The sequence below is a fragment of the Mesorhizobium sp. Primo-A genome (assembly GCF_003997175.1).
In the GTDB taxonomy this organism is placed as follows: domain Bacteria; phylum Pseudomonadota; class Alphaproteobacteria; order Rhizobiales; family Rhizobiaceae; genus Mesorhizobium; species Mesorhizobium ciceri.
In genome coordinates, this window is sequence record NZ_RZTG01000018.1 from 75,475 (window position 1) to 88,079 (window position 12,605).

Annotated in this window: 11 protein-coding genes and 1 tRNA gene; all 12 read right to left on the bottom strand. The window is 62.4% G+C overall.

Annotation, left to right across the window (positions count from 1 at the left end; all coding sequences use genetic code 11):
• Positions 1 to 144 precede the first annotated feature (144 nt).
• Positions 145 to 4,281, bottom strand: a complete 4,137-nt coding sequence (gene rpoB, locus EOC83_RS28275) for a DNA-directed RNA polymerase subunit beta (RefSeq protein ID WP_013531414.1) — start codon at positions 4,279 to 4,281, stop codon at positions 145 to 147.
• 251 nt (positions 4,282 to 4,532) lie between these two features.
• Positions 4,533 to 4,910 (bottom strand): 50S ribosomal protein L7/L12, encoded by a 378-nt coding sequence (gene rplL, locus EOC83_RS28280; protein ID WP_013531413.1) that lies wholly within the window; start codon positions 4,908 to 4,910, stop codon positions 4,533 to 4,535.
• A 54-nt stretch (positions 4,911 to 4,964) separates the two neighbouring features.
• Positions 4,965 to 5,483 (bottom strand): 50S ribosomal protein L10, encoded by a 519-nt coding sequence (gene rplJ / locus EOC83_RS28285; protein WP_013531412.1) that lies wholly within the window; start codon positions 5,481 to 5,483, stop codon positions 4,965 to 4,967.
• Positions 5,484 to 5,876: 393 nt separating this feature from the next.
• Positions 5,877 to 6,575, bottom strand: a complete 699-nt coding sequence (gene rplA, locus EOC83_RS28290; RefSeq protein ID WP_013531411.1) for a 50S ribosomal protein L1 — start codon at positions 6,573 to 6,575, stop codon at positions 5,877 to 5,879.
• Between the two features lie 4 nt (positions 6,576 to 6,579).
• Positions 6,580 to 7,008, bottom strand: a complete 429-nt coding sequence (gene rplK, locus EOC83_RS28295) for a 50S ribosomal protein L11 (RefSeq protein WP_013531410.1) — start codon at positions 7,006 to 7,008, stop codon at positions 6,580 to 6,582.
• 158 nt (positions 7,009 to 7,166) lie between these two features.
• Entirely contained in the window at positions 7,167 to 7,694 is a 528-nt protein-coding gene (gene nusG, locus EOC83_RS28300; RefSeq protein ID WP_013531409.1) for a transcription termination/antitermination protein NusG, read from the bottom strand.
• Positions 7,695 to 7,721: 27 nt separating this feature from the next.
• Complete coding sequence (gene secE, locus EOC83_RS28305) at positions 7,722 to 7,925, bottom strand: preprotein translocase subunit SecE (protein ID WP_013531408.1); 204 nt, start codon at positions 7,923 to 7,925, stop codon at positions 7,722 to 7,724.
• A gap of 394 nt (positions 7,926 to 8,319) precedes the next feature.
• Positions 8,320 to 8,395: transfer RNA gene (locus EOC83_RS28310), tRNA-Trp, on the bottom strand.
• Between the two features lie 80 nt (positions 8,396 to 8,475).
• Entirely contained in the window at positions 8,476 to 9,027 is a 552-nt protein-coding gene (locus EOC83_RS28315; protein WP_063168072.1) for a putative glycolipid-binding domain-containing protein, read from the bottom strand.
• Between the two features lie 29 nt (positions 9,028 to 9,056).
• Entirely contained in the window at positions 9,057 to 9,539 is a 483-nt protein-coding gene (locus EOC83_RS28320) for a group II truncated hemoglobin (protein WP_024505637.1), read from the bottom strand.
• Between the two features lie 102 nt (positions 9,540 to 9,641).
• Entirely contained in the window at positions 9,642 to 11,282 is a 1,641-nt protein-coding gene (locus tag EOC83_RS28325; RefSeq protein WP_063168073.1) for a hypothetical protein, read from the bottom strand.
• A 153-nt stretch (positions 11,283 to 11,435) separates the two neighbouring features.
• On the bottom strand, positions 11,436 to 12,605 hold a 1,170-nt coding region (gene tuf / locus EOC83_RS28330), incomplete at its 5' end, for an elongation factor Tu (protein WP_127326001.1).

Sequence of the window (12,605 nt, forward strand, 5' to 3'; positions counted from 1 at the left end):
GTCGCGAGCCAAACGCCCGCCGTCTTTGTCGGCCACTGGCCGTCGAATTCTTCCTGGTTGAGCATGATCCTGTCCGAAAACCGGTAGCCACTTTTCGGGATCATGCTCGAGGCGCGCCGCGGACAGCCGTGGCGCGCCATTGCCTTACTCGGCCGCGTCGGGCAGCCGGACAGGGTTGTCGTCGAGCTTGGTGTTCTCCAGCTCGACGTTGAGGCCGAGAGACCGCATTTCCTTGACGAGAACGTTGAAGCTCTCCGGGATGCCGGCCTCGAAGGTGTCGTCGCCACGCACGATCGCCTCGTAGACCTTGGTACGGCCGGCGACGTCGTCGGACTTCACCGTCAGCATTTCCTGCAGCGTGTAGGCGGCGCCGTACGCTTCCAGCGCCCAGACCTCCATCTCGCCGAAGCGCTGGCCACCGAACTGCGCCTTGCCGCCCAGCGGCTGCTGGGTGACGAGCGAGTACGGACCGATCGAACGCGCGTGGATCTTGTCGTCCACGAGATGGTGAAGCTTGAGCATGTAGATGTAGCCCATCGTCACCTTGCGATCGAACGGCTCGCCCGTGCGTCCGTCATAGAGCTGCGACTGACCGCTGCTGTGCAGGCCCGCCTGCTCCAGCATGATGTTGATGTCAGCCTCATGCGCGCCGTCGAACACCGGGGTCGCGATCGAGACGCCGCGGCGCATCTGCTCGCTGAGGCGAACGATGCTCTCGTCGTCATAGTCACGAACCGGCTCGTTGCGGTCGTTGGCCGGGATGAAGCTCTCGAGCGTCTTGCGCAGCGGCTTGATGTCGCCGGCTGCCTTGTACGTGTCGATCAGCTCGCCGATCTTCCTGCCCATGCCCGCACATGCCCAGCCCAGATGCGTTTCCAGGATCTGGCCGACATTCATGCGGCTCGGCACACCCAGCGGGTTGAGCACGATATCGGCATGCGTGCCGTCCTCGAGGAAAGGCATGTCCTCCACCGGAACGATCCGCGACACGACACCCTTGTTGCCGTGACGGCCGGCCATCTTGTCGCCGGGCTGCATCTTGCGCTTCACGGCCACGAAGACCTTGACCATCTTCATGACGCCCGGAGGCATTTCGTCGCCGCGCTGGACCTTCTCGACCTTGTCCATGAAACGCTGCTCGAGCGCCTTCTTGGAATCGTCGTACTGGCCACGCAGCGCTTCCAGCTCGCTCTGGAGCTTTTCGTTCTCCACGGCAAACTGCCACCACTGCGAACGCGGATACTCGTCGAGCGTATCCTTGGACAGCGTCGAGCCCTTCTTGAAGCCCTTCGGTCCAGCGATCGCTTCCTTGCCGACGAGCACGTCGGAAAGACGCGCGTAGACGTTACGGTCCAGAATGGCCTGCTCGTCGTCGCGGTCCTTGGCGAGGCGTTCGATCTCCTCGCGCTCGATCGCCATGGCGCGCTCGTCCTTCTCCACACCGTGGCGATTGAAGACGCGCACCTCGACGACGGTGCCGAATGTGCCCGGAGGCATGCGCATCGAGGTGTCGCGCACATCGGACGCCTTTTCGCCGAAGATGGCGCGCAGAAGCTTCTCTTCCGGCGTCATCGGGCTTTCGCCCTTCGGCGTGATCTTGCCGACCAGGATGTCGCCCGGCTGAACTTCCGCACCGATGTAGACGATGCCGGCTTCGTCGAGGTTCTTCAGCGCTTCTTCCGAGACGTTCGGGATATCGCGCGTGATTTCCTCCGGTCCAAGCTTGGTATCGCGCGCCATGACCTCGAACTCCTCGATGTGGATCGAGGTGAAGACGTCGTCGGCGACGATGCGTTCGGACAGGAGGATCGAGTCCTCGTAATTGTAGCCGTTCCACGGCATGAACGCGACCAGCACGTTGCGGCCGAGCGCCAGATCGCCGAGCTCGGTCGACGGACCGTCGGCGATGATGTCGCCCTTGTTGACCCGGTCGCCCATGCGAACCAGCGGACGCTGGTTGATGCAGGTGTTCTGGTTCGAACGTTGGAACTTCATCAACCGGTAGATATCGACGCCGGACTTGCCCGGATCGAGATCTTCGGTGGCGCGGATAACGATACGCGTCGCGTCCACCTGGTCGACGATGCCGCCGCGGCGGGCGCCGATGGCGGCGCCCGAGTCACGGGCGACGATCGGCTCCATGCCGGTGCCGACGAACGGCGCCTCGGCGCGCACCAGCGGCACGGCCTGACGCTGCATGTTCGAGCCCATCAGAGCGCGGTTGGCGTCGTCGTTTTCCAGGAACGGGATCAGGGCCGCGGCCACCGACACCATCTGCTTGGGCGACACGTCCATCAGATCGACGTTTTCGCGCGGCGCCATCATCACTTCGCCGGCACTGCGGCAAATGACGAATTCGTCGACGAAACCACCGTTCTTGTCGAGCTCGGCGTTGGCCTGCGCGACATGGTGCTTGGCCTCTTCCATCGCCGAGAGATAGACGACGTCATTGGTCAGCTTGCCGTCGACGATCTTGCGGTACGGGCTCTCGATGAAGCCGTACTTGTTGACGCGTGCGAAGGTGGCCAGCGAGTTGATCAGACCGATATTCGGGCCTTCCGGCGTCTCGATCGGGCAGATGCGGCCGTAATGCGTCGGGTGCACGTCGCGCACTTCGAAGCCGGCGCGCTCGCGGGTCAGACCGCCCGGTCCAAGCGCCGAGAGGCGGCGCTTGTGGGTGATCTCCGACAGCGGGTTGGTCTGGTCCATGAACTGCGACAGCTGCGAGGAACCGAAGAACTCGCGCACGGCGGCAGCCGCCGGCTTGGCGTTGATCAGATCCTGCGGCATGACCGTGTCGATCTCGATCGAGGACATACGCTCCTTGATCGCGCGCTCCATGCGCAGCAGGCCGACGCGGTACTGGTTTTCCATCAGCTCGCCGACCGAACGCACGCGGCGGTTGCCGAGATTGTCGATGTCGTCGATCTCGCCCTTGCCGTCGCGCAGTTCGACCAGCGTCCTGACCACGGCCAGGATGTCGTCCTTGCGCAGCACGCGCACGGTGTCCTCGGCCTTCAGCTCGAGGCGCATGTTCATCTTGACGCGGCCGACGGCCGACAGATCGTAGCGCTCGCTATCGAAGAACAGCGAGTTGAACATGGCTTCGGCGGTTTCAAGCGTCGGCGGCTCGCCGGGGCGCATGACACGATAGATGTCGAACAGCGCGTCCTGGCGGCTCTCGTTCTTGTCGACGTTGAGCGTGTTGCGGATATAGGCGCCGACATTGACGTGGTCGATGTCGAGAACCTTGATCTCCTCTTCGCCGGTGCCGAGCAGCACCTTCAGCGTCTTCTCGTCGATCTCGTCACCGGCCTCGAGGAAGATCTCGCCGGTGGCGTAGTTGACGATGTCCTCGGCCAGATAGTTGCCGAGCAGGTCCTCGTCGGTCGCCTTGATCGCCTTCAGACCCTTTTCGCCAAGCGCCCGTGCCTGGCGTGCGGTGATCTTCTTGCCGGCCTCGACGACGACTTCGCCGGTATCGGCATCGACCAGGTCGCCGACAGCCTTGAGGCCGCGGAAACGCTCGACGTTGAACGGAATGCGCCAATGGTCGCCGGCACGCTTGTAGGTGATCTTGTTGTAGAAGGTCGACAGGATCTCTTCGCCGTCCATGCCGAGCGCCATCAGCAGCGACGTCACCGGAATCTTGCGGCGGCGATCGATGCGGGCGTGCACGACGTCCTTGGAATCGAACTCGATGTCGAGCCACGAACCGCGATACGGGATGACGCGCGCGGCAAACAGAAGCTTGCCCGACGAGTGCGACTTGCCCTTGTCATGGTCGAAGAAGACGCCCGGCGAACGGTGCATCTGCGAAACGATGACGCGCTCGGTGCCGTTGACGATAAAGGTGCCGTTCAAGGTCATGAGCGGCATGTCGCCCATGTAGACGTCCTGCTCCTTGATGTCCTTGATGGACTTGGCGCCGGTGTCCTCGTCGATATCGAACACGATGAGGCGCAGCGTCACCTTGAGCGGCGCGGCATAGGTGAGGTCGCGCTGACGGCATTCGTCAACGTCGAATTTCGGTCCTTCGAACTCGTACTTCACGAACTCCAGCATGGAGGAGCCGGAAAAATCGGAGATCGGGAAGACCGACTTGAAAACGGCCTGCAGCCCCTCGTCCGGACGCCCACCCTTGGGCTCCGCCACCATCAGGAACTGGTCATAGGATGCCTTCTGAACCTCGATCAGGTTCGGCATCTCCGCAACTTCCGGAATCTTTCCGAAGAACTTGCGTACGCGTCTGCGGCCATTGAAAGTCTGGGTCTGGGCCATCGTCGCTCCTTAGCTCTAAACTCGGGACGAGCCTCGCCGCGGCTCGCCTTGCATACTGGGCCACCTTGGCGGCAACCCTCTGTCTGTTTTCCCGGCGCCTGTCGGCGGCCGGCTAGAACGGGAGAAAACCCGTTTCCTGAAGGCCGGTTTTCGGCCCTCAGGAAAGAGGTTCTCGCAGATCTCGCGTTACGCGCTCTCCCTTCGGGCGAAGGGAGTGGCGGACGGCGCGAGGCCGCCCGCCGCTTTTACGCTTACTTCAGTTCGACCTTGGCGCCGGCTGCTTCCAGCTGGGCCTTGAACTTGTCAGCGTCGGCCTTGGAAACGGCTTCCTTGACCGGCTTCGGAGCCGCTTCAACCAGATCCTTGGCTTCCTTGAGGCCAAGACCGGTGATGGCGCGGACTTCCTTGATGACGTTGATCTTCTGAGCGCCTGCGTCGGTGAGGACGACGTCAAATTCCGTCTTTTCCTCGGCCGGAGCAGCAGCGGCCGCAGCGCCGCCAGCAGCGGCAACCGCCACCGGAGCAGCAGCCGAAACGCCCCACTTTTCTTCCAGAAGCTTCGACAGCTCGGCCGCCTCGAGGACGGTCAGCTTCGAAAGGTCGTCTACGATCTTTGCGAGATCAGCCATTGTTGTGTTCCTTCATAAGGTTCGAACGTGTGTTTGTGATAGCGAGGAACGGCCTCATGCCGCCTCGTCCTTCCGGGCGTAAGCGCCGATGACGCGCGCGACCGAGGCCGCTGGCGCATTGACGATCTGGGCGATCCGGGTTGCCGGCGTGGCGATCATGCCAACCAGCCTGGCGCGCAGCTCATCGAGCGACGGAAGTGTGGCGAGTGCCTTCACACCGTCGGCATTGAGCGAGGTGGTGCCCATTGCGCCGCCGAGAATGACGAGCTTGTCATTTCCCTTGGCGAAATCGGACGCGACCTTCGGCGCCGCAATCGGATCCTCCGAATAAGCAATCAGCGTCTGTCCCTTGAACAGCTCGATGATCGATGCGGAGTCCGTGCCCTGAAGAGCGATTTTGGCGAGACGGTTCTTCGCGACTTTGACGGTGCCACCGGCAGCGCGCATTTTCGACCGAAGGTCGTTCATTTGCGCGACGGTGATACCGGCGTAGTGGGCCACGACCACTGAACCTGCGTTCGAGAACGCACCGTTCAGGCCCGTGACGAGTTCGCGTTTTTCCGCTCTGTCCACTGCCTATCTCCAGTTGACCCCAATCCTGTTAACGGGAACATCCCATTGACGAGGACAGGCGTCGGGTTGCCTTTTGTCGGCCGGGCCATCCAGTAACGGATCTCCCGAACGACGCTCGAGGATCCTGCCCCCTTTCGCCACATCGACAGTCAAGCCGGCGATGCGCAGACAAAAGGCAAACACGGTTCGAACCTTTCATTGGAGCAATCGCTCCGTTGTCCGGTCTTCACCCGTCTCATGCAGGCCCAAATCGAATTAAGGCTTCTGGGCCGCCTGCAATCTCGGACAGGATGTCCGGAAACCTTTCGGCTTCCGGTACCGGGCCGCCGACAAGTCGGAAGTCCGGAATTCACTTGCGGATCAGCCGCTTGGCGGCCGATCCAAATGTTCGTATCAGGACGCGTTGAGCGTCGCGACGTCGAGCTTGAGGCCCGGGCCCATCGTCGAGGTGACCGACACCTTCTTGACGTAGTTGCCCTTGGCGCCAGTCGGCTTTGCCTTGGTCACCGCATCGGCGAAGGCGCGGATGTTCTCTTCCAGGGCCTTGACGTCGAACGAGACCTTGCCGACGCCGGCATGGACGATGCCAGCCTTCTCGACACGGAACTCGACGGCGCCGCCCTTGGACGCCTTGACGGCGGCGGCAACGTCGGTGGTGACGGTTCCGACCTTCGGGTTCGGCATCATGCCGCGCGGGCCGAGCACCTTGCCCAGACGGCCGACCAGCGGCATCATGTCCGGCGTGGCGATGCAGCGATCGAAATCGATCGTGCCCTTCTGGACGATGTCGACCAGATCCTCGGCACCAACGATGTCGGCGCCGGCGGCGCGCGCTTCGTCGGCCTTGTCGCCACGGGCGAACACGGCGACACGTACCGAGCGGCCGGTGCCGTTCGGCAGGTTGACCACGCCGCGGACCATCTGGTCGGCATGGCGCGGGTCGACGCCGAGGTTCATGGCGACTTCGATGGTCTCATCGAACTTCACCGAGGAACGGTCCTTGAGCAGCTTCAGCGCATCACCCAGGGCATAAGCCTTGTTGGGATCGATGCCTTCGCGGGTCTTCGATACACGCTTTGCAATCTTTGCCATGATCTTAGCCCACCACTTCCAGACCCATCGAGCGGGCGGAGCCCTCGACCATGCGCATGGCCGCTTCGACGTCGTTTGCGTTCAGGTCTTTCATCTTCGCGGTGGCAATCTCGCGGACCTTGTCACGCGAAACCGTACCGGCCTTGACCTTGCCCGGCTCCTTGGAACCAGAGGTCAGGTTCGCCGCCTTCTTCAGGAAGTAGCTCACCGGCGCCGTCTTCATGACGAAGGTGAAGGACTTGTCCTGATAGTAGGTGATGACAACCGGAACCGGCGATCCCTTTTCCATTTCCTGGGTCTGCGCGTTGAACGCCTTGCAGAACTCCATGATGTTGATGCCACGCTGACCAAGCGCCGGGCCGATCGGGGGAGACGGCGTAGCCGATCCCGCTTTCACCTGGAGCTTGAGCTGGCCTGCAATTTTCTTAGCCATCTCTTTTCCTGCCTTTGTCTATGCCGGTCATGCCGGCGGTTGCAGTCTGGTGGTGCGATCCATGCGGCCGGCTAAAGCCGCATTCGTCTCCCACCGTTCTCAGGCCGCGCTTCCGCGCCGCCTCCCCTGACCGCCAAACCGGCTTCAGGGATTTCGGATCAGCCCTTTTCGACCTGCCCGAATTCCAGATCGACAGGCACGGCGCGCCCGAAGATCGAAACTTCCACCTTGAGCCGCGCCCGCTCCTCGTCCACTTCCTGGACGAAACCGTTGAACGACGCGAAGGGACCATCCGAAACGCGGATCGCTTCGCCGATCTCGAACGTGACCGAGGGCTTGGGCCGCTCGACGCCTTCCTGCACCTGGTTCAGGATGCGCTGCGCTTCCGCCTCGGTGATCGGCACCGGCTTGGAGTCACCCAGGAAGCCGGTGACCTTCGGCGTGTTCTTGACCAGCGAGAACACGGCGTCGGTCAGATTGGCCTTCAGCAGCACATAGCCCGGGAAGAACTTGCGCTCGGCATCGACCTTGCGGCCGCGGCGAACTTCGACGACCTTCTCGGTCGGAACCACGATCTGGTGGATGTCGGCAGACAGGCCCTTCTGCTTGGCCTTGTTCTCGATATCCTCGGCGACCTTCTTTTCAAAGTTCGAATAGGCGTGGACGATGTACCAGCGCGCGGTCATTTCAAGACTTCTCCGTAATCGCCGGACTTAGCGTCCGATGCCCAGAATCTGTTCGACCGCGAGGCCCATGAGCTGATCAGCGGTGAAGAAAAAGATCATCGCGATCACTGCGAAGGCCAGAACCATCACCGTCGAGATCATCGTTTCGCGCCGCGACGGCCAAGTCACCTTGGCGGTCTCCGCGCGAACCTGCTGGAGAAAGACGAAAGGATTTGTGGTTTTCGAAGCCATATGCCGCTCTGTCTTCAAGACCCGTTGGCCGGGTCTCCTGGATGATCCCGCTGGCCGGGACGTGCCGCCTGAGCGAATTTCGCGCCGAATCAGCGCAATCATTTCGCCCATGCAAATCAGACGCGTAAAGCCGGTTTCCCAGCTCCACGCGTCGCGTGTCTGTTTCGTCTACATAAAACCGATTCTTGATCCACGCAAGTGGCAAGTCTCCGCTTTATGACCAAACACCGCCTCGGAACCATCCAGTCGTTCCGTCCCGGCTATGGCGCTCTTATGCCCCAATCGACCCTATATGGCAAGCGGGTCGCCGATTTTCAAAGGCCGGACCATGGAAATATCGTTTTGAACGCCATTCCGAAACGGCGAGACATTGGGTTGAATGCCATTCAGGGAATGGCACGGGCAGCAGGGCTCGAACCTACGACCTGCGGTTTTGGAGACCGCCGCTCTACCAACTGAGCTATGCCCGTACGTGCGCATGTCGGCGCAGCAGGCGCTTCCTAAAAGCTTCCGCACGCTCTGTAAAGAGCGGTTTGCATGCAAACACGCCTTAACCTCTGCGCCAGAAATCGGGATAGTCGACAACCAGCCCGTTGCGGTCGATTTCAAGTTCCCGCCTGAAGTCGCTGGCGCGCGATTCATAGAGATATCGCCTGCCCTCTTCGAGGCATGTGTAGCGCTGCGGGTTGGCGACGACCGTGAGGGCGGGGAAGTCGATGAAGGCAGTGGTTATCTCGGCACTCTGCCCGGCGGAAAGCTGCAATCGCCGGATCGGCAGCGTGTTGGTGAACGGCGTGATGGTCAGGTCGGGATCGAAAATGCCATCGAGCTCCGGCATCGGCAGGCCGTCCCTGGTCCAGCGACCATCGCCATCGGCGGCAAGAACAAGCGTGCGGCCGCTACCGATCATATCGACAACGACACGCCTGGCGTGCCAGCCGACATCGCAAACGATGCGGTAACGGACGGCAAAAGGCGTTTGCCCGGAGCAGACTGCGACAGAGTCGGCCGAGACCTCCCCTGCCCGCTCCTGCAGCACCAAATGTTCGAGACCCGGTCCGTCCCACTCGCGCCAACGTATGATCTTCACATCTTCCGGCATCAGCCCAACACCTCCATGGCGACTGGACGCTAGTTTGTACCCGGTGGCTGATAGGGGCCGCCCGGCACACCCCAGCCCCAGGCCGGCATCGGTTCCGTCTGCGGATCGCAGGTTTCGCCGAGATTGGAGTTCATCTTGGCCAGGCGCGATCCCCATTCGACATAGCCCATGAAGGCCGAACGGAATTCCGGATCGTCAGGCAGGCCGACCGCGTCGGCGGCATCGGCCAGGAGGCTGATCCAGCGGCGGCGCTGCTCTTCGCTCAGATGCTTGCCCAGATGGTGCATGACCATCTCGCGGTGGCCGCCGAACTGCTCGCTGTAGGTCTTCGGTCCGCCGAAAACCTCGCCGATGAAGGCCGCGACATGGGCGGGGTGATCCGGCGACATGGTCTTGAACACCGGCCCGACGATCGGGTCCTGCGCCACCTTGTCATAGAAGGTCTGGGTGAGCCGGTTCAAAGCCTCGCTGCCGCCGGCCCATTCGTAGAGTGTCGGGATATCCTGGCCCATTCTCGATCCTCCGCCTGCCTGAAGCCGCCAGCAGCGACGATAGCGGAAAAATCGAAAGCGGCTCAACCTGCCTCGATGGCCAGTTTCGGGCTCCGTCGCCCACTACAATTTGGCCGGCGCGTCAGCCTCGGCATTGGCGGAAGGCCGGATCCGGCAATTCTCGGGTCTTGGCACCGCCTCGCAAATGGTGGCGCCGGTCAGCGCGTCGACCGATTGCAGGCTCGTCGTCAGGCCAACCTTCAGCATCATGTCGGGTTCCAGCCGGCGCTCGACCGAGCGCCGCTCGATCGCCGCGAACAGGGCGGAACTGATCGCCATCTCCTCCAGGTAGGCCTTGACCATCAGCTTTTGCCCCATCGGGTAGAGGCTAAGTCGCGCCTGGGGACCGACAAGCCGCCTGATGCCGCCGGCAAGCATGAGCGCGCAGGCCGAATCGCACTCCACGCCCGCATCGATGCTCAGCCCGGCATAGGCGCCCTCCTTGGCCAGGCAATTCCACGCTCCTGGGTCACAGCCGACGAAATCGGTGCGGCCAACGGCGACGTCGAGCTTCTTTTCATGGATAAGCCGTCCCGCCGCCAGGGCGCTGAACAGGTCGCCTCCCTTCGAGCTGATCACGACAGGCAGTTGCCGTTTGCCGAGCGTGGCGAGCAGCTGGCGCAGCTTCTGCGGGGTCTGGGGGGTGATCGCGCCTTCCGCCGAGATCCATTCCGGGCAGTCTGGATTGCAGAGCGGATTGGTGCCGCGAACGACAACGAAGCGCATGTCTTCATCGCGCCGCGCCGCCTCGGGTTCGATCGCTGGCGGAGTAGGCCTGGCCGCGGTCGCCATCAGGCCATCAGGCTTGTTCCCCGGCACTTCCCGGCAATTCGTGGCCAGGCGGCCGGGTTCGCACAGGCTCGCCGCGGTCAACAGGCCCACGGCGTCCGTGCTGGTGACCAGCTTCATCGCCAGCATGTCATCGAGGGCGATCTGGTGGATTTCGCTGGCCGGGGTGCCCTTCATCGTTTCGAGCATGCTTTGTTCGATGCCCATCTGGTCCAGGTAGGCCGCCAGCTTTTTCTCCACCGACTTGCTCATTTCGTAGGTCTTGTAGCTGCCGGCGTTCTTGCGGCTGACGATCTTCGTGTTGAGGATCTTCTTCTTGCCCCCGACGATCCGGTAGGTGGTCCGGTATTGCAATTTCGTGCGGATGTAGGTCGTGGTGATCTGATGGACGCCGAGATAGGCCCATTCGCCGGCCACTCGCCTGATGCCGCCGGCAAACATCAGAGGACAGGCGGAATTGCACATGGCGCCATAGTCGATGACATCGCCGAAGTAGCGGGCGTCACGGTCCTGGCACCCCTTCGCGTCGGGCTGGCAGCTGGAAAACACCGTCTTGCCGATGGCGATATCGAGCTTGTTCTTGCGGATCAGCCGGCCAAGCGTCAGCGCCGCCTCGACATTGCCGCCGGGAGAATCCACGACAACAGGCAGTTTCCGCCCGCCAAGCGTCTTCAGCATGCGTTTGAAGAGCGCCGGAGTTCCGGCTTCTATGGAGCCCTCGGCCGATATCCATTCCGGACAGATCGGCTCGCACCCCGCTGCGTTGCTGCGGACAATGCCGAACCGCATCGTCGGCCCAAGATCCGGCGCCGCATCCGCCGCGAAGGCTGCCGGGCCTGTGGCAAGCAGCGCAATCAGCCAGGTCAGAGCCAGCGGCCACAATGCCCGACGATGAAAATACCGCCTTGGAACCATTTGGAAAAAGCCCCTTGATGCAACCTATACTAGACGAGGTCCAGAGCCTTGCAACAGGCTTCGGCCGACGGGGCGGCAGCCGATAGCCCGGCAAACAAAAAGGGCGGCCCGAAGACCGCCCTTTCTTGTCGATCCGGCGAATGCCGGGCTCGGTTATTCCTTGATGGTGACGACGATGCCGGCACCGACGGTGCGGCCGCCTTCACGGATAGCGAAGCGCAGCTTCTCTTCCATGGCGATCGGCACGATCAGCTCGACATCGACCGTGATGTTGTCGCCCGGCATCACCATCTCGGTGCCTTCCGGCAGCGACACGATGCCGGTCACGTCGGTCGTGCGGAAGTAGAACTGCGGACGGTAGTTGGTGAAGAACGGCGTGTGACGGCCACCTTCGTCCTTGGTCAGGATGTAGGCTTCGGCCACGAACTTCTTGTGCGGCTTCACCGTGCCCGGCTTGGCCAGAACCTGGCCGCGCTCGACACCTTCACGATCAACGCCGCGCAGCAGCGCGCCGATGTTGTCGCCAGCCTGGCCCTGATCGAGCAGCTTGCGGAACATTTCCACGCCCGTGCAGGTCGTCTTGGTCGTCGGACGGATGCCGATGATCTCGAGTTCCTCGCCGACCTTGACCACGCCGCGCTCGACGCGGCCGGTCACCACCGTGCCGCGGCCCGAGATCGAGAACACGTCTTCGATCGGCATCAGGAACGGCTTGTCGAGCGGACGAACCGGCGTCGGGATGTAAGCATCGACCGCAGCCATCAGCTCGCGGATCGCGTCTTCACCGATCTTCTTGTCCGAGTCTTCGAGAGCAGCCAGAGCCGAACCCTTGACGATCGGAATGTCGTCGCCGGGGAATTCGTTCTTGGTCAGAAGCTCGCGAACCTCGAGCTCGACCAGTTCGAGCAGCTCGGCGTCGTCGACCTGGTCGACCTTGTTCAGGAACACCACGATCGACGGCACGCCGACCTGACGGGCCAGCAGGATGTGCTCGCGGGTCTGCGGCATCGGGCCGTCGGCAGCCGACACGACCAGGATCGCGCCGTCCATCTGCGCGGCGCCGGTGATCATGTTCTTCACATAGTCGGCGTGGCCGGGGCAGTCGACGTGAGCGTAGTGGCGGTTGGCCGTCTCGTATTCGACGTGAGCCGTCGAGATCGTGATGCCGCGCGCCTTCTCTTCAGGGGCAGCGTCGATCTGGTCGTAGCGCTTGTATTCGCCAAAATACTTGGTGATCGCCGCCGTCAGCGACGTCTTGCCATGGTCGACGTGGCCAATCGTGCCGATGTTCACGTGAGGCTTGTTACGCTCGAATTTACCTTT

Excerpts from the sequence above, each read along its gene's own strand:
- rplA (WP_013531411.1), bottom strand. The coding sequence starts at position 6,575 with ATGGCAAAGATTGCAAAGCGTGTATCGAAGACCCGCGAAGGCATCGAT.
- EOC83_RS28320 (WP_024505637.1), bottom strand. The coding sequence starts at position 9,539 with ATGGGCCAGGATATCCCGACACTCTACGAATGGGCCGGCGGCAGCGAG.
- rplL (WP_013531413.1), bottom strand. The coding sequence starts at position 4,910 with ATGGCTGATCTCGCAAAGATCGTAGACGACCTTTCGAAGCTGACCGTC.
- rplK (WP_013531410.1), bottom strand. The coding sequence starts at position 7,008 with ATGGCTAAGAAAATTGCAGGCCAGCTCAAGCTCCAGGTGAAAGCGGGA.
- EOC83_RS28325 (WP_063168073.1), bottom strand. The coding sequence starts at position 11,282 with ATGGTTCCAAGGCGGTATTTTCATCGTCGGGCATTGTGGCCGCTGGCT.
- EOC83_RS28315 (WP_063168072.1), bottom strand. The coding sequence starts at position 9,027 with ATGCCGGAAGATGTGAAGATCATACGTTGGCGCGAGTGGGACGGACCG.
- nusG (WP_013531409.1), bottom strand. The coding sequence starts at position 7,694 with ATGACCGCGCGCTGGTACATCGTCCACGCCTATTCGAACTTTGAAAAG.
- secE (WP_013531408.1), bottom strand. The coding sequence starts at position 7,925 with ATGGCTTCGAAAACCACAAATCCTTTCGTCTTTCTCCAGCAGGTTCGC.
- rpoB (WP_013531414.1), bottom strand. The coding sequence starts at position 4,281 with ATGGCCCAGACCCAGACTTTCAATGGCCGCAGACGCGTACGCAAGTTC.